This is a genomic window from Pseudoalteromonas sp. SG45-1 (assembly GCF_014164135.1).
GTDB classification, from domain to species: Bacteria; Pseudomonadota; Gammaproteobacteria; order Enterobacterales; family Alteromonadaceae; genus Pseudoalteromonas; species Pseudoalteromonas distincta.
On record NZ_JACJEP010000029.1, the window covers coordinates 23,912 to 47,033 of the forward strand.

The 23,122-nt window shown below is 39.5% G+C and carries 24 protein-coding genes and 3 tRNA genes; 13 read left to right on the forward strand and 14 right to left on the reverse strand.

The window, feature by feature from the left end:
* The first annotated feature begins 1 nt into the window (after position 1).
* Genes H5117_RS17880 through H5117_RS17895 form a run of 4 tightly spaced genes read left to right on the forward strand, consistent with a single transcriptional unit; the run spans position 2 to position 2,854 of the window.
* On the forward strand, positions 2-1,459 hold the full coding sequence (locus H5117_RS17880; protein ID WP_039487326.1) for a M48 family metalloprotease: 1,458 nt from the start codon (positions 2-4) through the stop codon (positions 1,457-1,459).
* A gap of 53 nt (positions 1,460-1,512) precedes the next feature.
* Positions 1,513-1,860 carry an arsenate reductase (glutaredoxin) gene (gene arsC / locus H5117_RS17885; RefSeq protein WP_024595681.1) on the forward strand — a complete coding sequence of 116 codons (348 nt, stop codon included), beginning with the start codon at positions 1,513-1,515 and terminating at the stop codon, positions 1,858-1,860.
* Complete coding sequence (gene wrbA / locus H5117_RS17890; protein ID WP_002961459.1) at positions 1,860-2,414, forward strand: NAD(P)H:quinone oxidoreductase; 555 nt, start codon at positions 1,860-1,862, stop codon at positions 2,412-2,414. The genes arsC and wrbA overlap by 1 nt, the downstream gene beginning before the upstream one ends.
* The gene (locus H5117_RS17895; protein ID WP_024595679.1) at positions 2,411-2,854 is read left to right on the forward strand and encodes a DUF2069 domain-containing protein; all 444 of its coding nucleotides are present in this window, start codon (positions 2,411-2,413) and stop codon (positions 2,852-2,854) included. The genes wrbA and H5117_RS17895 overlap by 4 nt, the downstream gene beginning before the upstream one ends.
* Positions 2,855-2,934: 80 nt before the next feature.
* Here the strand turns inward: H5117_RS17895 and H5117_RS17900 are convergent, their stop codons facing one another.
* Both H5117_RS17900 and H5117_RS17905 read right to left on the reverse strand, forming a co-directional pair.
* Entirely contained in the window at positions 2,935-4,272 is a 1,338-nt protein-coding gene (locus H5117_RS17900) for an ankyrin repeat domain-containing protein (RefSeq protein WP_182672817.1), read from the reverse strand.
* A gap of 357 nt (positions 4,273-4,629) precedes the next feature.
* Positions 4,630-5,223, reverse strand: a complete 594-nt coding sequence (locus H5117_RS17905; protein WP_024595677.1) for a phospholipid-binding protein MlaC — start codon at positions 5,221-5,223, stop codon at positions 4,630-4,632.
* Between the two features lie 245 nt (positions 5,224-5,468).
* On the opposite strand from H5117_RS17905, the gene H5117_RS17910 reads away from it, so the two are divergent.
* Complete coding sequence (locus H5117_RS17910) at positions 5,469-6,005, forward strand: acyloxyacyl hydrolase (RefSeq protein WP_182738813.1); 537 nt, start codon at positions 5,469-5,471, stop codon at positions 6,003-6,005.
* Between the two features lie 89 nt (positions 6,006-6,094).
* Positions 6,095-6,241, forward strand: coding sequence for a DUF2897 family protein (locus H5117_RS17915; RefSeq protein WP_182738814.1), 147 nt, complete (start codon positions 6,095-6,097; stop codon positions 6,239-6,241).
* A gap of 53 nt (positions 6,242-6,294) precedes the next feature.
* Here H5117_RS17915 and H5117_RS17920 read toward each other — a convergent pair whose 3' ends face one another.
* Both H5117_RS17920 and bamC read right to left on the reverse strand, forming a co-directional pair.
* The gene (locus H5117_RS17920) at positions 6,295-7,665 is read right to left on the reverse strand and encodes a YjiH family protein (RefSeq protein WP_138489349.1); all 1,371 of its coding nucleotides are present in this window, start codon (positions 7,663-7,665) and stop codon (positions 6,295-6,297) included.
* A 66-nt stretch (positions 7,666-7,731) separates the two neighbouring features.
* Positions 7,732-8,793: an outer membrane protein assembly factor BamC gene (bamC, locus tag H5117_RS17925; protein ID WP_039487313.1), complete on the reverse strand. Its 1,062-nt coding sequence runs from the start codon at positions 8,791-8,793 to the stop codon at positions 7,732-7,734.
* Between the two features lie 358 nt (positions 8,794-9,151).
* Here bamC and H5117_RS17930 point away from each other — a divergent pair, with 358 nt between their 5' ends.
* A complete protein-coding gene (locus tag H5117_RS17930; RefSeq protein ID WP_007583906.1) occupies positions 9,152-9,685 on the forward strand; it encodes a glycine cleavage system protein R in 534 nt (177 codons plus the stop codon).
* 11 nt (positions 9,686-9,696) lie between these two features.
* Positions 9,697-10,176, forward strand: a complete 480-nt coding sequence (gene bcp / locus H5117_RS17935) for a thioredoxin-dependent thiol peroxidase (protein WP_002963124.1) — start codon at positions 9,697-9,699, stop codon at positions 10,174-10,176.
* Between the two features lie 278 nt (positions 10,177-10,454).
* On the opposite strand, the gene H5117_RS17940 is transcribed toward bcp, so the two are convergent.
* From H5117_RS17940 to queE, 4 genes are all read right to left on the reverse strand, one after another.
* Positions 10,455-10,982 carry a hypothetical protein gene (locus tag H5117_RS17940; protein ID WP_182194268.1) on the reverse strand — a complete coding sequence of 176 codons (528 nt, stop codon included), beginning with the start codon at positions 10,980-10,982 and terminating at the stop codon, positions 10,455-10,457.
* A complete protein-coding gene (locus H5117_RS17945) occupies positions 10,951-11,877 on the reverse strand; it encodes a hypothetical protein (protein ID WP_182738815.1) in 927 nt (308 codons plus the stop codon). Before H5117_RS17945 ends, H5117_RS17940 begins: the two co-directional genes overlap by 32 nt.
* 367 nt (positions 11,878-12,244) lie before the next feature.
* Entirely contained in the window at positions 12,245-12,988 is a 744-nt protein-coding gene (locus H5117_RS17950; RefSeq protein ID WP_182738816.1) for a class I SAM-dependent methyltransferase, read from the reverse strand.
* A gap of 226 nt (positions 12,989-13,214) precedes the next feature.
* A complete protein-coding gene (queE, locus tag H5117_RS17955; protein ID WP_024591014.1) occupies positions 13,215-13,880 on the reverse strand; it encodes a 7-carboxy-7-deazaguanine synthase QueE in 666 nt (221 codons plus the stop codon).
* A gap of 145 nt (positions 13,881-14,025) precedes the next feature.
* On the opposite strand from queE, the gene queC reads away from it, so the two are divergent.
* Positions 14,026-14,682, forward strand: coding sequence for a 7-cyano-7-deazaguanine synthase QueC (gene queC, locus H5117_RS17960; protein WP_002960416.1), 657 nt, complete (start codon positions 14,026-14,028; stop codon positions 14,680-14,682).
* Between the two features lie 94 nt (positions 14,683-14,776).
* On the opposite strand, the gene H5117_RS17965 is transcribed toward queC, so the two are convergent.
* Positions 14,777-15,226: an isoprenylcysteine carboxylmethyltransferase family protein gene (locus tag H5117_RS17965; RefSeq protein WP_182738817.1), complete on the reverse strand. Its 450-nt coding sequence runs from the start codon at positions 15,224-15,226 to the stop codon at positions 14,777-14,779.
* 198 nt (positions 15,227-15,424) lie between these two features.
* Here H5117_RS17965 and H5117_RS17970 point away from each other — a divergent pair, with 198 nt between their 5' ends.
* A complete protein-coding gene (locus tag H5117_RS17970) occupies positions 15,425-15,667 on the forward strand; it encodes a hypothetical protein (protein WP_010553668.1) in 243 nt (80 codons plus the stop codon).
* Positions 15,668-15,671: 4 nt separating this feature from the next.
* Here H5117_RS17970 and H5117_RS17975 read toward each other — a convergent pair whose 3' ends face one another.
* The 5 genes from H5117_RS17975 to H5117_RS17995 form a co-directional block, all read right to left on the reverse strand.
* Positions 15,672-16,694: a hypothetical protein gene (locus tag H5117_RS17975; protein WP_182738818.1), complete on the reverse strand. Its 1,023-nt coding sequence runs from the start codon at positions 16,692-16,694 to the stop codon at positions 15,672-15,674.
* Between the two features lie 101 nt (positions 16,695-16,795).
* Positions 16,796-17,476, reverse strand: coding sequence for a tRNA (adenine(22)-N(1))-methyltransferase TrmK (locus tag H5117_RS17980; protein WP_182738819.1), 681 nt, complete (start codon positions 17,474-17,476; stop codon positions 16,796-16,798).
* Positions 17,477-18,415, reverse strand: coding sequence for a class I SAM-dependent methyltransferase (locus H5117_RS17985; RefSeq protein WP_182738820.1), 939 nt, complete (start codon positions 18,413-18,415; stop codon positions 17,477-17,479).
* Positions 18,416-18,417: 2 nt separating this feature from the next.
* Positions 18,418-20,412, reverse strand: coding sequence for an excinuclease ABC subunit UvrB (gene uvrB / locus H5117_RS17990; protein ID WP_039487290.1), 1,995 nt, complete (start codon positions 20,410-20,412; stop codon positions 18,418-18,420).
* A complete protein-coding gene (locus H5117_RS17995) occupies positions 20,409-21,788 on the reverse strand; it encodes an MATE family efflux transporter (protein WP_138489356.1) in 1,380 nt (459 codons plus the stop codon). Before H5117_RS17995 ends, uvrB begins: the two co-directional genes overlap by 4 nt.
* A gap of 1,051 nt (positions 21,789-22,839) precedes the next feature.
* Here H5117_RS17995 and H5117_RS18000 point away from each other — a divergent pair.
* The 3 genes from H5117_RS18000 (at position 22,840) to H5117_RS18010 (ending at position 23,112) form a co-directional block, all read left to right on the forward strand.
* Positions 22,840-22,916: transfer RNA gene (locus tag H5117_RS18000), tRNA-Asn, on the forward strand.
* A 21-nt stretch (positions 22,917-22,937) separates the two neighbouring features.
* Positions 22,938-23,014 (forward strand) — tRNA-Asn (locus tag H5117_RS18005).
* Positions 23,015-23,035: 21 nt separating this feature from the next.
* Positions 23,036-23,112: transfer RNA gene (locus tag H5117_RS18010), tRNA-Asn, on the forward strand.
* Positions 23,113-23,122 lie beyond the last annotated feature (10 nt).

The following is a 23,122-nucleotide window of genomic DNA, read 5'->3' on the forward strand; positions in this document are numbered from 1 at the left end:
AATGCAGCTAAAATCAGCATTTATCACTTTATGCAGTGCTGCGCTTACGTTTAGCTTATTAATAAGCGAACCTTTAAAAGCGCAAACCAACTTTACGCTTCCTGATTTAGGAACATCTGCATTACAAGCACTGCCACTCGAAAAAGAACAAGCCATTGGCGAAGTAATGATGATGCAAATACGAGGCTCATCACCAGTAATAAATGACCCAGTGCTTGATGAATACCTCACAACTATTGGCCGTAAACTCGTTGCTAATGCTAATGACGTGCGCTTTCCGTTTTCGTTTTTTTGGATAAACAACTCAGAAATAAATGCCTTCGCCTTTTATGGCGGCCATGTAGGCGTGCATACAGGGTTAATAGCTCAAGCCGATAACGAGAGTCAGTTTGCCTCAGTGCTTGGTCACGAAATTGCTCACGTAACACAGCGCCACTTAGCACGAAGAATACAACAACAACAAGATAACAGCGCGCTGACTATTGCCGGTATGATAGCCGGCATATTAGCAACCGTTGTTGCACCAGATGCGGGTATTGCGATTATATCTGCCAGCCAAACACAATCTGCTTTTAGTCAGTTAACGCATAGTCGCTCAGCCGAGCAAGAAGCTGACCGCATAGGCATGCAAACGCTTAACAATGCAGGCTTTGATGCTCGTGCATCAAGCGAATTTTTAACTAAACTTGCCGCGCAAATTCGTTATAAATATAAACCACCTGCGTTTTTACTTACTCACCCATTACCAGAGAGTCGAGTATCTGATGTACGTTTGCGTGCAGAGCAATTTCCTGTGCGTCATATGAGTGCCAGTCTTGAGTTTAATTTAGCTAAAAGCCGCGTGCTTGCGCGCTACGACAACAAACCAGAAAACGCCGAAGACCTATTTAGAAAACGACTACGCGAAAATAGCTACGATAACACCGCTTTAAAGTACGGTTTAGCTATTAGCTTACTTGATCAAAAAAAGCTTGATGAAGCAGCCCCAATACTAGACGAGCTTTTAAAAAACGATCCTAAAAACCTATTTTATATAGATACCCATACCGATTTACTCATCGCGCAAAAAAAGGCAGATGAAGCCGTAAAATTTTTAGCCGATTTAAATCAGTATCGCCCTAATAATCAGGTAATTACGCTCAACTATGCCAACGCAGCACTTGAAGCTGAGCAATATGAACTAGCCGAAAATATTTTGAAAAGTTTTTTACTCGAAAAGCCAGATCATAACCTAGGTAAGCAACTTCTGGCTGATGCGTATAAAAAACAAGATAAATTAGCCTCATATCACGAAGCGAACGCCGATGTATTGGCTCAATACGGTGCTTATTTAAAAGCCGCAGACGAAGTACAAAAAGCACTTAACTTCGTAGAGCCAACCGAACTTGTAAAGCAACAACGTTTAAAAGCACTACTTACCCAGTATCGACTTTTACAAAAAGAGCTTGCAAGACTTTAAGTCTGCAAGCGCTTACCCTAAAATAGACGCAATTCACACTTTGGAATCATTTTATGTCTGTTACTATTTACCACAACCCACGTTGTTCTAAATCACGCGAAACGCTAGCGCTACTGCAAAGTAAAGCGATAGAGCCAAGTGTTGTAGAGTATTTAAAAACCCCTCTTACTCACGAGCAAATTTCAACGCTTGTAATCCAACTTGGTTTTTCATCCGTACGTGAAATGATGCGCACAAAAGAAGATGACTACAAAGCGCTTAATTTGAAAGATGAAACAAATGAGGATGCACTTATTAACGCTATGGTTAAATACCCAAAATTGATTGAACGCCCTATCGTAGTTAATAACAATAAAGCAGCGATTGGTCGTCCACCAGAAAACGTACTAAGCGTTTTATAATGAGTGCAACCATTGTGGTGCTTTATCACTCAAGCCATGGCTCAGTTGAAGCAATGGCTCACGAGATAGCAGAGTCGATAGAGCAACAAGGTGCTAGTGCACTACTTCGCACCTTTGTGGCTAAAAATGCGCACGATATTGTGATCACCAAAGATGATTTAATAAATTGCGATGGTTTAGCATTTGGTACACCAACTCGATTTGGCATGATGGCCTCTCAAGCAAAAAGCTTTTGGGAAACCACCAGCGACTTGTGGCTAAAAGGCCAATTAATCGATAAGCCAGCGTGTGTATTTTCGTCATCAAGTAGTATGCATGGTGGAAATGAAGCAACCTTACTTAACTTATCTTTGCCACTATTACACCACGGTATGATGCTTATGGGTGTGCCATACGATGTGCCCGAACTACTTGCAACACAAACTGGTGGAACACCATACGGTGCAACACACGTCGCTGGCAGCGCTAATAGTGCACAGCTAAGCAAAGACGAAATTAAAATATGCCAAAGCGTTGGTAAACGCCTTACTCACATTGCGAGAAAACTTAAATGACTACAGCTGACAGTCCAGCTAAAAAGCCGATTACGGTAAAATTTCAACGTGCAGCACTATTTGGCTATGTTGGTTTACTTATTCTGATTCCTTTGTGGATGTATTTTGTACCCCCTCTAGACGGTAATACTAGTTGGGTGTCATTGTTTTTTCCTATCATTCCTTTACTGCTGCCGCTAAGAGGCATAATTCAAGACAACACATACACCTATGCGTGGGCTAACTTTATTGTAATGCTTTATTTTATCCACGGGCTTACCATGCTGTGGGCAGCACCAGATGAATTAATTTGGGTGTTGTTAGAGCTTGTGTTTGCCTCTTCAATGTTTATTGGCTGTACTTACTACGCAAGACACCGCGGACAAGAACAAGGTTTAAAAATCCGTAAGCTTAAAGAAGAATTAGCTGAAGAAAAAGCAGCAAATGAGCACGGTAAATAAGGCTTAACCATAAACGATATATACAAAAAAACGCGCTTAAATTACTTTAAGCGCGTTTTTTATTAATTGTTTAAAACTAGCTAAACTAAATCGCTCAAGGCAGCTAGCACCACAATACTCGCCAACCCTATTTGAGCAATTAAGCTAATAAACGAAAAGCCTCTAAGCACAAATAAACCCCAAGGGTGTTTAATATGTGGATATAGCGCACAGCGCTTTAATGTGGTCGCAAAGAAAAAACAAATCACTGCAGTCATAGTTAAACCCAGCGTCAGCTCACTTTTAATTGAGAGGGTTTCATCAAAAAAGAAAAACAACTGTAAAGGCAGCAATATAGTCACAATAGCATGTAGCACATGCACTTTTTTAATGCGATCGAACTGCCCTTCTGGCGAAAGTTCTTTAATACCAAAGTCACGCTCTAAACATTTAACTAAGTTATTAGCTTTAATACTCACCGCTAAACGGTAACAGCTTAAACCTTCTTTATTACGTGCTCTAAAATCGTATCCGGCTTTAATAAGCAGCACCATTAACGACTCATTTTTAGCAAACACAGCATAATGAAGCGCAGTATTACCTAAGTTATCTGTCGCTTTTTTGTCTTGCTTTGCAAGTAGCGTTTCAACCACATTTACAAAGCCTTTTTCGGCGGCCCACATAAAGGCTGTTTTATTGTTTTCATCAGCAAGTACACCAGTAGCGCCTTGTTCAATAAAACGCATAGCCATTGTTTGCTTAGCTGTTTTTTTACGTAAATGAGTAAGCAAAGCTTTTTCTAGCAGTACAACAGAGTCAACATCAGGAGAAACCTGCGTAAGCAGCGTAAAATAGTCTTTACCCGCAGCTACTTTTTCGCTGGCAAGTTCACAAAGGGTATCCAAGTCAGCAATAGACTCTGGAATAAACGCACTTAGGCGCTCTCTAAAATCAACTTCTTTCCAAAGCGCTAATGTGTCCTTTGCCGAGAGTTTACTTTTATTATTTAACGCATGCTCAATTAAGGTGAAGTAGCGTTTACTAAAAAATAAATCAACTAAAGACAGTGGCGTATCTATGGTATTTTGTGCAGCCACGCTTGCATATTTTTCAAGGCGCTGGCACAGCATAAGTACTAAGCTTTCAGGGGTGTATTCATTATCGTAGTAATGGCTTTTAACCGCACTAATATACGCTTGTGCGTCTTCGTCATATTCAGAGATATGCTGAAAGTAACATTCTTCAAATGGCTCCAGCGGGGTTAGCCATGCCAAATAATAAATAGGTGGCAGCACGGTGGTGCATACACCATCGTCTTCATTTGTAGAACGACAAGCAGGCCAAGCTTCCAAAGCATCTAAAATAAAGGCACCGTTTTGTTCTACCAGTCCTTTAATAAGTAATGGGTATTCCTTTGGCCAAATCAGTACATTTTCCATTAAAACAACACAACTCCAGTGTGGCTTGGGGGTGGTAAGTTATATCAGTTTTAAGCTGACACCACGCTTAATCAAAGTGCCGATATTCTAGCACACCTTTGTTTTGCTGCTAGCGCAAAATTACGCAATAACAACAATCCTTTAGGATTATACCAATTCGCTTAATTAAGTGATTTATTTTGAGGTAGAAAACCGTGTGATAGCAAGGCAAAAATTTCGTTATTTAGTTGCTCTAAATGATTAAGTATTACTGTGGATTGGTATTGTCCTTAGCAAAAATATAAAAACGGCCAAGTACATAAGTAATTGGCCGTTTTTGAGGTTGGAGTTGGGCTTAATCAGAGCCAGACAAATAGTCTATTTACTTTTTAACTCGCTAATAACTTGCTCTAAACCCACATCAGAAATGCGTTGAATAATCTCTTTTTGTTTAGCACTTAATAGTGAAATGCCTTCAGCAACAATATCGTATACTTTCCACTCATTGTTTTTACCTAAACGAAGCTTAAAGCTTAAGTCGATAGTAGGCGCATTTGGCTCAATAATTTGCGTATTAACTGTTGCGTACTCAGAGTCACTTTTTGCGTTATTACGCTCAAATACTACTTTTTGACCCGTGTACTTCATTAGTGCACCGGCGTATGTGCCTGTTAAGTAATGCTCTACTGCATCTATAAATTGAACAGCTTGCTCGCGCTCAATACCTTTAATGTGTTTACCTAATAATTTAAACGACACAAACTTAACGTCAATATGTGGCATTAAACGTTTTTCAACAATGGCAGCCATCGCGTCTTTGCTGGCTGTACCTTTTGAGTTTACTTGGCCAATATCTGCAAAAAGCTTGTCGGCTACCGATTCAAGTAACTGATCTGGTGATTGCTGAGCTTGTGCAAATAACGAACTGCTAAAAAAAGCAGTGGCTAAAACGAATAGTTTAAAGAGTTTCATAATTGTATATGTCTGTGTGATTAAGATGGCTGTAATTTACGCGAACTATACGCAATAAAAAAGGCACAAATAAGCAACTTATTAATGCCCAATTAGCACCAATCAAATAAATAAAATAAATTCAAGCAGTTAGAAAACTCCATTAACAGCTCATATACAACCGGCATTTTGTCCTCATTGTAATTGTTAACAGGCCGCCCTTATCATTTAGTTATCAACTTAAATCAAACGAACATTTGGCACTTATGAAAACGTCACTTAAAACACTTATTATCTCTTTTGTATTAGTAGTTTCACTTTTTGGCAAGCTTGCTTTTGCTCAATCGGACCACGGTTATGCCGTTGACTTTCTCAAAGGCGAAGGTAACGTAAACGGCGTTAAGCTTGCGTATCAGTATCATGCACCTGGTATGCAAAACATTATTGGTGATGCACGCTTTTACTTTGAAACCAGCGTAAACATGTGGGAATACCGCCACGGCGATGAAACACAATCAAACCTAGTACTTGCTATGTCACCTGTGCTGCAATTTCCTGCTTTTAGTTTTAACAACACCCCATTTTATGTAGAAGCAGGTATTGGTATATCACTAATTGATGAAACGCAGTTTGCCGGTAAAAACATAAGTACTCACTACCAATTTGAAGACCGCATAGGCCTTGTAGCCGATTTTGGCCACACCAATGTTGCCCTTCGCGTTATTCACTATTCAAACGCAGGCTTTAAAGAGCCAAACCCTGGGCTTAACTTTTTAACGCTTTCGGTAGCGAGACGTTTTTAAGGTTATTGGTTGTATTTTTGAGTAAATTAATTGCTGTTATAGCGCAAAGCGGTCACACTTAAACGTACTAAATATTAAGTGATACTGCGATGCAAACTTGGCATATTGTAATTATTGTCGCTGTTGTTTTTGCCATTATCATTGGTAATATTGCGCTGATTAGACTCTCTGCAAAACAGGAGTTTATAAAGTCCAACGCCAATATAAAAAATACAACAGACACAAAAAAGCCCTGATCAATCAGGGCTTTTTCAATAATACCAATTCGCTAAATCATATTTTTGCTAATTTAGCCTACTAGCCAATGCGCCATTAGCGCAATAACAGGTAAAGTAATTAGCGTTCGCAAAATAAATATAATAAATAGCTCTAAAATATTTACCGGTATTTTACTGCCAAGTAAAAGTGCACCTACCTCAGACATATAAATAAGCTGAGTTACACTCATTGCGGCAATAATAAAGCGCGTTACATCACTTTCAATAGTCCCTGCTGCTAATATTGACGGAATAAACATATCAGCAAAACCAACCATAATAGTTTGCGACGCAGCGGCTGCTTCGGGTACTTGCAATAGCTCTAAAAATGGCACAAACGGCATACCTAAATACTGAAATATAGGCGTATGCTCAGCAATGATCAGTGCAAATGTGCCTACCGCCATTACTACAGGTAACACACCAAACACCATATCAAGCGCATTATGTACGCCCTCTTTTATAGTGCCTTTAACACCCGTTGAGTTATCTGCTTTAGCTAGTGCAACATCTAACGAATGGCCAAATAAAGTTTTATGACCCGGAATTGTTTCAGCGTCTCTATCTGGCTCAGTGCCATCAATGAGTAAGTCTTTTTTAAAGCGCAGTGGCGGTAATCGCGGCACAATAATAGCGGCAACAATACCGGCTAAACATACCGTTGCGTAAAACGGTGCAAATAGGTATTCAAGTTTAACTTGCCCAAGCACCACTAAACTAAATGTAATTGAAACCGCTGAAAACGTAGTACCAATAATAGCCGCTTCGCGTTGTGTATAATGCTTTTGATCGTACTGCCTTGCAGTCATCAAAATACCCACACTGCCATCACCTAACCACGACGCAGTACAGTCTACCGCGCTTCTGCCTGGTACACCAAATACAGGGCGCATTACTTTGGTCATTAACGTACCAGCAAGCTCTAATAGACCAAAGTTAATTAATAGCGGCAGTAATAAGCCCGCTAAAATAAATACCGAAAACAACACAGGCAATAAGTCATTTAATACCAGCGCGCCAGTATTGGCCGAGGTAATCATCTCGCTGCCTAGGCTTAAGTACGTCATTAAACCAAACGCCATACCAAATAAGCGTACCACCAGCCATGTCCAGCTCACATCAAATAAATGCTTTAACAAAGGTGAGTTACATATAGCGGCGGGTTTAAACACTTTAGTAATTACAGAAATAACCCCTGTAATACAAATAATGAGGGTAATAATTGCTTGAGCAGAGCCAAGCATCATTGCTTGAACCGCTTTTGCCATAACTGCAATAGGAATGGTCATCCCTTGCGAAGTACTAATGGGTGTCATAAATAAAAACACACCAATTAACGAAGGAACCAAAAAAGTAAACCAAGTGCGCCACGTATAGTGTGAACGTTCAGGTAGCTGAGACATATTGTTTAACCTATAAAAACCACAAAAAGAGCATAGCGCTCTTTTTGTGGTAAAACTTATTATTATTTAAATTTTAATGCCGCGCTGAATGAGTGCTGCTTCTAATGCTTGTTGTAAACCATTCATAGTACCTGGCTCAAGCGTTTCGCCTTTATCATCCATCCACGTTAAGCTAGTACCGCCTTCTTTAGTTTTGCTTACTAAAATTTGGTATTGGCCTTCATCAATAGGTAGTTGAGCTACGTCATCACCCCAAATTGAATCCCAAACGCTTGTTTCTGGTTTAGTATAATCTGCAGTAATTAAGCCCGTATCTGGGTTAATTTCAACAATAGAGAACGACAAGCGCTCTAAAAACCCAGAGAAACGGTCAAACACAGCGTCGTAAGATTGCTCAGTTACAAGTGCTGCATTACCTTTATTATCAAAGCCCATTTCAAGAGAAATAATACCTTGGCGTTTACGCATATCAACTTCAAGTTGACGGTAACGGTAATCAAACTCGCTTACTACTTGGTTAAGCGCACGTACTTCTAGCTGCTGCTTGAGTAAGTCTGTTAGCGTTTTATCACCTTTAAAATCAATCAGCTCTACACGTAAAGACGCAGTGCGTTGATGTGATTTTTCTTCAATAGTGAATCTGAATTTTTCTAAATCATCGTTAACTTCATCGCCCCACCACCAAAAACCTTCTTCGGTTTTAATGATTGAGTACCAATCAGTTTCAATAATACCAAGTAGCTTATCTTCTTTAGTAGTTCCTGCATTATTATCAGCTAGGACAGATTTAATCGTATCCCAAAGAAACTCATCTAAATCAGCAATGCCATCGTTTTTATCAAAATAAATACGCGCTTGTTTATCTGTCTCTTCTACCCAACTGCCTTTAGCAATTGTTAATACTTGTGCTGGTGGGCGGTAATTTGTAGCTTCAGGATTGTTGTCGTATTGACCTACATCCATTTTATAAACTGGGTCTTGAGCTGGTTGAGATAACGACGCTGGTGCTTTTACAGGCTCATGCGTACGATAATTACGCTCGTCATGTGCCTTATTAATAAATACACTACACCCTGATAAACTTACCAATACACTTACTGCAAGTGCTTTTGGGATCCAATACTGCACAGATATTTCTCCTTAGCATACCCTTTAATTGTTTTAACAAATATATGAGTGGGTAATACCGATTTGGTTCAGTGTAAAATCAATATTAACTTTACATTTATTATTTGGCTGCCTAAATGCAATAAAGTTCAGCACTTCAACTTAGTAAGCAACTAAGCGCAAATAAGCAAATTTTAGCTATGGTACTTTCCCGTGCCAGTAAAAACAAGAAACACCGCACTTTAAAAGCGCTTAATTAGCGTGTGCTGTAGTTTAGAGCCCTTTTTGTGTTAAACTTCGCCGCCGTGCAACTTCTTGTGTGTATTTTTGGTGTTGCCAACTCGGTTGATATAATCCAAGTAACAAGGTATTTGAACTCATGACTGCATTTTCAAATCATCAAATTGTTTTAACAGCGATTGGCGAAGACAGACCCGGTATAGTAAGTGAACTAACCCAACTGGTTAGCGATTGCCACTGCAACATTATTGACAGCCGTATTGCTATTTTAGGCTGCGAATTTACCTTCATAATGCTACTTAGCGGCGACATGTCGGCAATAAGCCGCATAGAGCACGTACTGCCCACTAAAGCCATGGAACTTGGCCTGCTAACCATGATGAAGCGCACAGCAAGTCATACTCCTAGCGAGTTTTGTGCAGGTTACACACTAGAATACACAGGCATAGACACCCCTGGTACATTGAGCAAAGTAACGCGCTTTTTTGCCGACAATAATATTAGTATTTGCTCACTTAAGTCAGACACTTATTCCCAAGAAGACAACATTAAAATGCGTTGTGAACTTGAATTCAACATACCTGTTGATGTAGATATAGATCAATTTAAAATTAGTTTTGAGAGCCTTTCTCACACACTAAACGTAGATTATATTTTTAAACGAATTCGTTAAGGATGCTAAACATGAACACAATTAGTCCATTACAAGCTGGCGATACTGCACCCGCTTTTAGCCTACAAAACCAAAACGACGAAACAGTAACATTAAGCGAGCTGTTAAAAGAGCAACAAGTGCTTGTGTACTTTTACCCTAAAGCGTCAACGCCGGGTTGTACTGTACAAGCCGAAAACCTACGCGATGAGCAAGCACAGCTTGCTAAATTTAACACCCGCGTTGTAGGTATTAGCCCAGATCCAATTAAGCGCCTTAAAAACTTTGAAACTAAAAAAGAGCTTAATTTTGATTTATTAGCCGATGAAGACCACGCCATTGCTGAAGCATTTGGTGTATGGGGCTACAAAAAGTTTATGGGTAAAGAGTACGATGGTATTCACCGCCTAACGTTTTTAGTAGGCCAAGACGGTAAAATAAAACACCTATTTGATAAGTTTAAAACTAAAGATCATCATCAAGTAGTGTTGGATTATTTAGCTGCAGAATAAGTTTGTGGCAGAATAAGCTAGCGGCTAAGTAAGTTAGCTACCAGCTATTAGACAAATACAGAAAAGCGTTGCTCAAGGGCAACGCTTTTTTTATGCTAGTTATTAAACCTTAGATTTATAAGAGCATGCTCGAGGGATAAATAGGCAATCAATAATTTTGATGTATGAAGTCAAGATTTTATCCCTATGGTTTTAGGTTAAATTTATGGAGAATCCCTCAAGCCTCAATTGTTAATATTACGCCATCAATACAGTGAAAATACACAAGGCTATTAACACTATTTGCTATTGTTTTGTCTTTTCCCATTATTGATGATTAGTCTAAATTGTTGCGCTCTTTTAAAACCCTGAAACTGATCATATGCTGCATAAATTGCCAAGGAAATAACGCCCCCCCTGACTGACAAAAAGAGCCACTCTAAAAGGGTTGAATCCCCGTCAAACAAGCCAGCTCCCCCCTTAAACAGGGCATCTAAAAACAATAATAATATAATAAAAGCAGCGTTACTGATAACTTCATTTTTTAGATCTGTTAATTTTTCTACTGCAATCCCTATCTTTTTTTGATTACCTTTTAGCTCACTTACATCCTTTAACACACCTTCAATATAGTTAAACAACGCCCACGTTAACGCACTCGCGGCAGCCACAAAGTAAGGGAAAACTGCCAATACAGTATCAAATAACTTTTTTGCAGCCCCATTAGTCATATGCAAAACAGCGAAACATAGAATTAAAGACGCCAAGATATATAAACCAATTAATAATGGTTTTTTAACTTTTACCCATATGTTTAATTGTCGCATAAACTTCAGCACCTAAATTTGACTCTTTATAATTTAAGGTATGCACAGAGTCTGCTTTTTCACCTAACTCCATTTGAGAATCATCAGTTTCATTCTCACTTTCAATAGACGGTAGACTTACTGTATCAATATTTTCATTACTACTATGCGCCTTCTTGCCGCCTCGCTCACCTTCTGTGACAACACTCCAACTACCTTCGCCTTCTGCAATATACTCTAGATAGTTAGATACAGGTGCCTCTGGTACTTTTAAATCACCAGAGTCATTTTTCAAAGTAATATCTATCTCATCTTGCCCAAATATATCTTGCAATGCTTCAACCGCATCCCTTGCTTTTTGGTTTGTATCTAAAATATTTGGAGATATCAACTTAAACTCTAGCCTGTATATTTTACTTTTCGAACTTACAATGTTCCAAAACTTAGCTGACTCTGACTTACCTTCAATAAAAATACGATGGTTATAAGTAGCAAGTACTGGGTCAGTAAAGGCTGTCTGCAATGACCTAGCAATATGTTCAGGGTCGCCATATCGCCAATCTTTCCTAACAAATATGTGTTGTGTTTGTATATCAATTACTACTGATAACGGGATCCAGTTGTCATGCACCACTTCAACAATGTCACCTGGAATTTTTTCACCTGTTTGCTGTTTTTTTAGTTTTGCAATTTTCCCACAATAAAAACGTCCATTTGGAAAATCATATCCAAAAGACGGAACAAGTTCTTTAAACCCAAGTACGCTATAAAGAGCGCCTGCTGACTTAAACTCTCTATCATTCTTTATCGCTGGTAAAATTGCATGGCCTTTAACTGGTGGTATTGCTTTTGTATTAAGCGCTTTTTGCGCTTCTTCTACTAATGAGTAGCGTAAAATCAGGTACTCTTTATTCATTTTTATATTTCCTTATATGTATTATTATTTTTTGATAATACACACAAAGTAGACAGTTTAAAATCCTCTTGGAGGCAATACCAAATGGTAAAAATTTTGACCTCACACATCATAATTAATTAGTGCCTTGTTTTGCTATTTTTAACCATTTAACAATAACAGCCATAGGGGTCAAATCTTGACTTCATACATCATAATTAGCTGTTTATATTCGCCGAAACTTAAACAAGCTACTGTGTCGGATGGCGCTTCGCTTATCCGACCTACGTTTTCAAATATATAATGCGGGGTTATTGGGTGTGGGTATTGGCCGTGGGTATGGAGCTCGTTGGGTTTCGCTACGCTCTACCCAACGTACGTGTTTAACTTAAATTTTTACGCAGACAAAAATGGCGTTGCCTGAGCGCTGTGCCCATGGGGTTATTTTGTCGTAGTCATGTTCAAATATGTGAATTTCGAAGTACGGTTTTAAGGCTTCTTTAAGCTCGGTGTAACTAAAAGCGACCATTGGGTGCTCGTCGTGCCATACGAGTGTTTTGTCTGCGGTGGTTTTTTCTATGCTGAGTTTTAATAACTGTTTACTGCCGCTGCCACTATAGTGCCAGCCAGAACGAAATGTGAAGAAGCTATTTTCGCTTGTTGCTGTGTGCTCTACAAATGAATCGCTGTCGATTTTGTTTTTATCAACCGTGTTAAAACAAAATATTCCACCTACGTTTAATGCGCTGTGTACGCTGGCAAGGCATTCTTTTAACTTATTAATGCCGTCGCAGTAATGGATTGAATACAAAAAGCAGGTAATTAAATCCAAGTGCTCGGTTACCTTAAATTCACTCATGTTTTGCAATGAAAATTGCGCTTCTGGGCAACGAACTTTTGCTTTATCGAGCATTGGCTGGTTTAAGTCAAGCCCACTACTTTTATAACCGTTATCAATAAAGTGACGCACATGCGGGCCGGTGCCACATGCTAAATCGAGATGGGTATTTCCGCCATTACCAAAAATTTGGTGCAGCCTGTGAATAGAATTGCTTTGGGCTTGATAATTAATATCTGCACACATTAAGTCGTAGTAATCAGAAAGGTCGGTGTAAAGCGCGTTTGCGGACATATAAGCCTAGTGGTAAGTAGTAGAATATTTTTAAGTCGCGCATAGTAAACTAGTTATGGCTATTAGCGAAGAAGATATGTGCTTTAGGGTTGTCGGGTGGTGCTTCGCTTATCCAATCCACGTATTTAAATGTTATAAAACGTTATTAGAAAATGGTGCGGAAGTGGAGATTTGTTGGGTTTAGCTTCGCTCTACCCAACATACGTAATATAACTTTAAGCTGGCTTTAACTAATTCCTAAATACTTATGTACTTGTATTGATAGGCGCCAGTTTTTGGCAATACAGGTGTCGATTGCGAGTTTAGTTGCTGATACTTTTTGGCTTATTGGCTGTAAATAAACAAGCTTAGGGTTAACACCTGTTTTAGCAAATAATTCTTCTAACTCTTCTACATGCTTTTGCATGGCAACGGGGTGTTTAATTTCGTTGGCACGCTTCATTGCACTGGTAAGTACTTCATAACCGCCGCGCATATTGATTTTTGGCGATACCGTTACCCATGTTTGCTCTGGGGCGAGTATTTCAAACGTGCCGCTAGTTTCTATTTGTGTGCTAAAACCGTGTTCGTGTAATAAGTTACAGACTGGATTTAAATCAAACATGCATGGCTCGCCACCAGTAATTACAACATGCTTTGCGGTGTAACCACGTGATTGAAACAGCGCTAAAATTTGCTCTGCACTGGCGTTAGCCCAATGATCTGAGTCGGCTTTTTTTTCTACGGTTTCATCCAGCGATACTTTATATACATTATCAACATCCCACGTTTGCTTGGTGTCGCACCAAGAGCAGCCTACTGGGCAGCCTTGCAGACGTAAAAATATTGAGGGTGTGCCAGTAAAGCTAGCTTCACCTTGAATGGTTTCAAACACTTCATTAATTTTGTACAAAAGAGATCTCACTTACTACCTAGCAGCCAAATTGCTACTATTAAAAAACCAAAAAGCGCTGTGCAAAAATTGTTATTTAAGCTGCGGCCGTGTAGTATATCGCGCCCTGATATAAACCTCTATTAAAACTAAGAGCAAAACAGATATGACGCAAAAAGTAGTTGTTATTTATTCCGGCGGTATGGACTCATTTACCGTATTAAATAAAGCCCTGCAACAAGGCCATGATGTATATGCCCTTTCATTTGACTATGGTCAGCGTCATGTAAAAGAGCTTAAAGTAGCGGCAAGTGTGTGTGAAAAATTAAACGTTCCGCATAAAATTGTTGATATTTCGGCGATTAACCAACTTATTGGTGGCTCATCACTTACTGATGATATTGACGTACCTGAAGGCCACTACGAAGAAGAAAGCATGAAAAGTACGATTGTACCTAATCGTAATATGATTTTGCTCTCGCTTGCTGTTGGCTACGCGGTATCACTTAAAGCTAGCCAAGTTTATTACGGCGCTCACTCTGGGGATCATGCTATTTACCCTGATTGCCGTCCTGAATTTGTGCAAAAAATGGATGATGTGTGTCGTATTGCGAACTACGACGCGGTAGAAATTTTTAGCCCGTATTTAAATAATACTAAAATTGGTATTTTGACCGACGGTATTGAAATGGGTTTAGATTACAGCCAAACGTGGACATGTTATAACGGCCGTGAAAAGGCCTGTGGTAAATGTGGCGCGTGCCAAGAACGCCTTGAAGCATTTGCACTAAATAACATTACAGACCCGTTAGAATACGAATAAGCCGCAATTAATTAGTAATACAATTGCTGCAAACAAAAAAAGGCTATCATCGATAGCCTTTTTTGTTTGTCACGTTTTAAGTCAATGATATTGATTACAGCCAGCGTTTTACGCGCGCTTTGTAAGCGGTAAACTCTTCGCCAAATAATTTAGTGAGCGCACGCTCCTCGGGTATTATTTGAAAAAATGTTAAATAGGCAATAAACCCGATAATACATAAAAGCGCCCACAAGGAACTTAACCAAACACCCCACCCTGCTAAAATAAATGCAAAACCCACGTACATTGGGTTACGCGAAATTTTATAAATGCCGCTCGTAATAAGTTTTGACGCTTGCTCAGGTTTATTAGGATTTACTGTGGTGTTTGCTAATTTAAAGCTCGCTACCCCTGCAATACAAAAAACACACCCAATAATGACCAAACTTGCTGCTAAGTAGGTAATAAAGGCGGTGAAATCAATAACACTGTAATGCGCAATAAGCGCCATTATGCCTGCAAAAAACAGCACAACGATAACCGGTGGAATTTTATTATTTAACATGGCAACTCACTGTATTGACTAAAATATGTTTATTTATGCAGCCATTAAACAATATCTTAAGTGTATAAATGATGAACACGCTCAAAGCTGAGCTTAATTAAGCTATACAAATTAAGTTACAATTGTCAGCTTTATCATAAGCGCTTAAAGGTTATACTTTAACCATAAACGAATAATAAAATGATAAGGAATGAGGTTATGTCTGGAACTACGATGATTGTACTTATTGTGCTAATTTCGGTTGGCTCAGGAGTAGTTTACGATATGTATAAAAAGCATCTTGAGTTTAAGCATAAAATGCAAAACAACAACAGCGATGCCCATAAACAACTAGCTGAAACAAACGCACAAGTGCTTGCATTAAAAGAGCGTGTACAAACACTTGAGGCTATTGTTACTGATTCAAGCTTTAACGTTAAAGATGAAATTAATAAACTTTAAGTTTTTATAAGTAATTTGGATATAAATGCGCATTTTCTGGCTGCTCAATGCCGTGAGCAGCTAAAAACCCACCAATAGCTTGCCCGCAGCCCTGTGGTGCTCGCCCACTGTCTATCTCAAAATTTAACTGATTAGCATGTTGCTTACCCATAGAGCAAAGCCCTACGGTACTTGGCGAGCGCATAGCGATACTTAGGTTACCTATTTGTTCAACTACTACGTGCTTGCTAAAACGGGCAAAACCTTTGTATTTAAACTGCTCGTTTACGTAGTCATTACTTATGGCCACCAATGCCGCAATTAAGCCGTGTAAAAAACTATTAGCGGATGAGTCTGCTGTTAAAAACGCAATTGTTTTTTTATTAAACTCGCTAAGCTGGCAATCCTCACACAACAGTTCAACAGTATATAAATGTTGCTCGGCTACTTGCTGCTGACTTTTCAGCTCAATACTTTTTCCTGCAAATACAATACGTTTAAGCACTTCATCAACGTTACTTGTAACCGCTTCGCTTTTAACAAGTTCAGGGTTTTGCGCCATTACAGGTAAGTCGTGGTGATTGTTAAATGGCGTGCTTGTTGCGCCGCTTTGCATTAACTGAAAAAGTTCTCTTACTTCATGTTCTCGCGCTACTTTTAACGCTAAAAATGCGGTTTGAATAAGCTCTGAAGTAGGTAAGTTTTCCTCTACTATCCAACGTCTGCCAAATAATAGTTTTTTAGATTTGGCTTCATTAGTAGATGCGCTTTTTTGGTAGTTATCAGGGCTCAGCACTGCTACTTGCAGGTAAATTTCTTCACCTTTTTGTGCAGCGAGCACTCTAAAGTGAGCCGAAAACTCAATACTCTCAAGTACTTCGTTTACGCTTTGGAGCGTGTGCTTGTAACGTAAAAAATGCTGTGGCACCACCCAATTACTATTAGCCAATTGCACAAGGGGTGCATAAGAAATAGGTTGCTCGTAACTGTGTTGCCATTTTTGCTCATTGCTGAGCAAATGATTAATGTGACTCTTGTTATCTGACATAAATAAACCAAATAAACTCGCGTAGTGCGATATAAACTATGAACACATTACGTCGTCAACGTCGTAATTAGATCACATGTACGCCCTAATTTTGGGCTTTTTTAACTAACGGTGAGTTCTTGATAGTCTGTTATAACTTTTTGATAGTATGGCTTATCTTTATTGAGCATTTTATTATAATGATTTATGAGTTGCCGTTGGTACATAGCGTGCTCTGTACTAGCAAAGTCCCACATTTTGTTGCCGGTATGGCTAATCTCATTATTGGTACTAAAGCTCACTTCAATCACTTCATAAAAACGTTTGTTGTCGTAAACTATTTGTTCACTTATAAGCCCTAAACCGAGTTGTTTTAAACCCACTCGCAACTTATAAGTGTGATGCACTGGGCATAAAATAAACCGAACATTATTTAAATGCTCAACTGCGTTATTAGCAATGATTTGTTGTACTAAACTTAACAACAGCTCACCGCCAACACCTGCTATTACAACTACTTGGCTTTTACTTTGAGCAATTTCTATTTTGCCTACATCCTGACACAAGACCTGCCACTGCGGGTTTTTATCACAGGTTTTTTGTAATTTATTAATAGATGATAATTGCGCTTCTAAATCGTTCATTAAAGTGGCGACTATATCTACAAAAATAACGTGGTTTGCAGCTGCGCGTTTTAATAGCGCCATGCCTAAATAACCATGGTCGCAGCAACAATCCCAAATAATATCGTGATGCTGCGAAATTAATGTATCAATGGCAGTTAGGCGTTTACTGAGCTTCATTTAAGCAGGTGTTTGTGACGTTTTATAGACAAGCGCTTTTAAACTTTTGTCGCTGTCTACTTCAATAAAACGCTCGGTGGGGGCTAGGCGCTCAACAAATTCAATTGCGCCTTGGGTGTTCTCGTTTATTAATGTTTTAAACGCCTCTTCGCTAAGCTCTGGGCTATTCGCACATAATAGTAATTGTGTGGTATCGCAAAGTAGCTCTGGCAACCTGCGCAGCACTTTTTGATAGTCTTTAGTTAATATAAAGCTGCCTTTTTGAAAGCTTGGCGGATCAACTATTATTAAATCAAACGGGGCTGCTTTTTTTAGTTTTCCAAACGATTTTAAAATATCGTGAGGTAAAAAACTTACCCCGCGCTCAAAACCATTTAGCTGATGGTTTTGCTTGCCGACTTTTAGCACTCCTTTGCTCATATCCATGTTCATCACATGATCTGCCCCGCCTTGCATGGCGGCAAGCGAAAACCCACATGTATACGAAAACAAATTAAGCACTTTGCCATGCTTGCTGTTGGCCATTACAAATTCACGGCCGCTGCGCATATCGGGAAATATTCCGGTATTTTGGCGGCTCTGTAAATCAACCAAAAAGCGAATGCCATTTTCGGTTACAACATGTGGGTTAGGTAATTGCCCATAAACCACGGTGTTTTGGCTTTGTACACCAGCACGTTGCTGGTACACAAGTGACGTAATAAGCTCAGGCTGATTTTCTTGCGCCCACTGCCACACAACATTGGTGAGCTCGCTTAGTGTTTGCTCGTCAATTTCATCGTACGAAACCAAAAATAAACTGGGCGGGTAAAAGTCTAAATTAATATGGCTTAATGCTTCGACGCTGTGGCCTCGGCCATGAAAAACACGACACAGTTCATTTTTTAAAATTGGCGCGTCTTCAAGCGCAGTAATAAGAGGTGTAAAGTTTGCTGTCATTTTTAGTTAATCAACTGTTGTTGTAGTTCATGTATTTCATCGCGAACAGAGCCCGCTTTTTCAAATTCTAGGTCGCTTGCGTATGCATGCATTTTGGTTTCAAGCTGCTTAATTTGCACGGCAATTTCTTTCGCGCTAAGAACTTTTTTAGACTCTTTACGAATAAGTTTAAGGTTGTCTTTAGGAGCCGCTTCTTCGCCTACATCCATTACATCAAGTATTTTTTTAGCCAGAGCATGAGGCTCTATGCCGTGCTCAACGTTATATGCATGCTGAATTTCGCGCCTGCGTGCTGTTTCGTCCATGGCTTTTGCCATTGATTTTGTAATTCTGTCGCCATATAAAATAGCGCGGCCATCTAAGTGACGAGCAGCACGGCCAATAGTTTGTATCAGCGAGCGAGCTGAGCGTAAAAAGCCCTCTTTGTCAGCATCAAGTATGGCAACAAGTGCCACTTCTGGCATATCAAGGCCTTCTCGCAGTAAGTTAATGCCCACTAACACATCAAACACGCCTGCTCGTAAGTCACGAATTATTTCTACGCGCTCAACGGTATCAATGTCTGAATGTAAGTAACGTACTTTTACATTATGCTCGCTTAGGTAGTCTGTTAAATCCTCAGACATACGTTTAGTAAGTGTAGTTACCAGTACGCGTTCGCCCTTCTCCACACTTTTGTATATTTCTGAGAGTAAATCATCAACCTGATCGCCCACAGGACGTACTTCTATAAGTGGGTCGAGCAGCCCTGTTGGGCGAATTACTTGCTCTGCTATTTCGCCCGCGCAGCGCTCTAACTCAAAGTCGCCAGGCGTTGCCGATACATAAATAGTTTGTGGTGCTATGGCTTCAAACTCTTCAAAACGCAGTGGCCTATTATCCATTGCTGAGGGCATTCTAAAACCATACTCAACAAGGTTTTCTTTACGGCTTCTGTCGCCTTTATACATGGCGCCAATTTGCGATACGGTTACGTGCGATTCATCAATAATCATTAATGCGTCATCAGGTAGGTAATCAAGCAATGTTGGCGGCGGATCGCCTGGCGTACGCCCAGATAAATAGCGGCTGTAGTTTTCTATACCCGAGCAATAACCAAGCTCGGTCATCATTTCTATATCGTATTGCGTTCGCTGTGCTACACGTTGCTCTTCTACTAACTTGTTTGCACTGAGTAACTGGGCGCGTCGCTCTTTTAGTTCTTCTTTTATTTTTTCGATAGCGCCAAGTATTTTTTCACGCGGGGTAACATAGTGCGTTTTAGGATAAATAGTAGCGCGCACTATGTGCTTTTCAATTGCACCGGTAAGCGGGTCAAAAATACTTAAGCGTTCTATTTCATCATCAAACATTTCTACTCGAACAGCAAAAGTGTCTGATTCTGCTGGGAATATATCAACTACTTCGCCACGTACGCGGTATGTACCTCGGCTAAAATCTATATCATTGCGGGTATATTGTATTTCAGCAAGGCGGCGTAGCATGTCGCGTTGATCTACTTTTTCGCCCACTTTTAAAAGCAGCATCATTTTCATGTACGATTTAGGGTCACCCAAACCATAAATAGCCGATACCGATGCCACAATAATGGTGTCGCGACGCTCAAGTAATGCTTTGGTCGCGCTTAAACGCATTTGCTCTATGTGCTCATTTATCGAAGCATCTTTTTCAATAAATGTGTCGCTAGATACAACATAGGCTTCTGGCTGGTAGTAATCGTAATACGATACAAAGTATTCAACCGCGTTTTTAGGAAAAAACTCTTTCATCTCGCCGTATAGCTGCGCAGCCAATGTTTTATTGTGCGCCATTATTATTGTTGGACGATTTAAATCGCTAATAATATTGGCCATAGTAAAGGTTTTACCTGTACCGGTGGCACCTAATAACGTTTGGTGTGCAAGCCCCGCTTCTAACCCTTCGCATAGCTGTTTAATGGCGGTAGGCTGATCGCCAGCTGGTTTGAAATGTGATTTTAACTGAAAATGGTCGCTCAATTATTGCACTCCTGTAACGATTCGCCGCTCAGCGCTTCTAGTTTTTTCATAAACCATTTATATGCCACTATTGCTGTAAATAAATTACCTATGGCAGCGCCTATAAATAACCCTAATAATCCGGCTATTTCGTTACCGATATAAGCAAATGGTACATAAAATATGAATAAACGAATAACGCTTAGTACCAATGCGTTCATTGGTTTGTGTAAAGCATTAAACGATGAGTTTGATAATATGATCACCCCTTGTAAGCCATAGCTTAGTGGGATGGTATAAATAAAGAGCTTAATTACATCTATTACGGCTTGTTCTTTACCAAATAATTGGCTTATTACACCTGAAAATGCAATTAGTAATACGTAAATGGCAAATTGCCATACCATCACAAATTTTAGTGTGCCGGTATACGCTTCTTTAACACGGCATAATTTGCCAGCCCCAAAATTTTGACTCACAAATGGCGGTAATGTCATCGATAGCGCAAGCACTAAAATACTTGCAATAGATTCTATCCGGCTTCCTACTCCAAATGCGGCCACGGCTTCTGGCCCATGATGCGCTACTAAGGCGGTCATTACAGCCATTGCAACGGGTGTAAGCATGTTTGCACCTGCAGCAGGTAAACCAATTTTTAATATTTTACGAATAGCGCCAGTTACAGTTTGCTTGCCCGCTTTTAGACTCAACAAACGTTTTTTAACCGCTAATATATATAAAATAATAACCACAGCGACCGACCATGCGACAACACTTGCTATGGCAGCGCCTTGAATTCCTAACGCGGGTACCGGCCCAAAGCCAAATATCAGTATTGGGTCAAGTACGGCGTTTATCAGCCCGGCTCCGCCCATTACTATACTTGGCGTTTTGGTATCACCGCTGGCACGCAGTACCGAATTACCAATCATTGGGGTTATTAAAAATACGCTACCGATAAACCATACATTCATGTATTCATGTATTAACGGCAATACTTGCGCGCCCGCTCCTAGTAAAGTAAATATGGGGTCAATCAGTAAATATCCAACAGATGACAACACAATAACCAAAACCACACCAACCATTAAAGAAATACTGGCATCAAAACGTGCTTCATCAATTTTATTACTGCCGAGCGCTTTCGCTATTACTGCTGATGTACCGATCCCCAGCCCTATTGCTAAGCTGATAACGGTAAAAGTAACTGGAAATGTAAAGCTCACGGCAGCTAATGGTTCGGTGCCAAGTAAACTTATAAAAAAGGTGTCTACAATATTGAACATCATTAGTGTGATCATGCCGAATATCATCGGTATGGTCATCGTCTTTAATGTAGGCAAGATAGGATCGTTTAGTAAATCTGGGCGAGTCTGAGATTTTGAAATTGCGCGCATGAAATAAATAGGCCTCTTTTACTGAACGAATCATTTTAAAGCATCAAGACAGTTCAAGCCACGGATTTATCACTACAATTGATGTAATTACGTAAGTAAATATTCTAAAAAATAGTAAAACTTGGTTTTTACATCTTTTTGTTAAAATAGAGCCTAAACACGCCAAAAAACAATTAAAACACATTTTTATAACTTTTATTACAAACACCCTGTGTTATCTGATGCTTTTTTACACAAAGCAACTACTTGGTTTATCGTTACGAAAAAATTCATTCATGGAGTTACATCTATTAGCCACCAAAACATAACCCACTGTTTTACAATGAATAAAAAATAGTGATTTAAAAGCTTGAAATCGTTGTAGCACCCTAAAACATTGGTGCCGATGATGTTCTTAAAGTTTCATAAACAGAGTTATCCACAGAAACCGTGGATAACTCATTCAAAGCCGCATTTATAAAGGCCTTGAGAGACTCGCAATTTTCGCTGAGGTCCAACCAATTGTTGATTTGCTAATTGTGGCATTTTTATAAACTCACACTGAAAACGCAAGCTTGCCGATTTTTCTTCTTAACATACTTATACGTTAGTAAATAAAAAACGTTTAATACAAAGTTAAGTTATTGATTGTTCTATTTTTGAGCGAAGATAATAAATACTCAATTTATAGATCAAAATTGGATCACTATTAAGAGGGAAAATACTTTTATGACTATTCATGCAGGTATATTTTTAGAAAATCAAAATAAAAAAGTAAATAAATACGAAGAATACCCGAAAGTAAAAAATGAAATTTTATGTTTTTGAGTTGTTTTTTAATTACAAGTGGCTTTAATGGCGTGTTTAATTTAACCAATTTAAAGACTCAACAATAATAAAACTCGCATTAGTATTCTTAAATTCTTAAAAAAACAGCTTTAATAGAGCTATAAATCACGCAGATCGAACATAAAAACAACGAATAAACCTCTTTTTTCAATTTATGACTTTTATATGTTGACACTTTGCGGCTCGGTCATTAATATTTCGCCCCGTTGAAAGGCAAGACGCTTCCCCCTTAGCTCAGTTGGTTAGAGCGACGGACTGTTAATCCGCAGGTCCCCCGTTCGAGTCGGGGAGGGGGAGCCAAGTTTTTCAACCATAAACGATTCCCCCTTAGCTCAGTTGGTTAGAGCGACGGACTGTTAATCCGCAGGTCCCCCGTTCGAGTCGGGGAGGGGGAGCCAAGTTTATGTTTATGATGTAGTTCCCCCTTCGCTCAGCTGGTTAGAGCGACGGACTGTTAATCCGCAGGTCTCCCGTTCGAGTCGGGGAGGGGGAGCCAAATCATCATA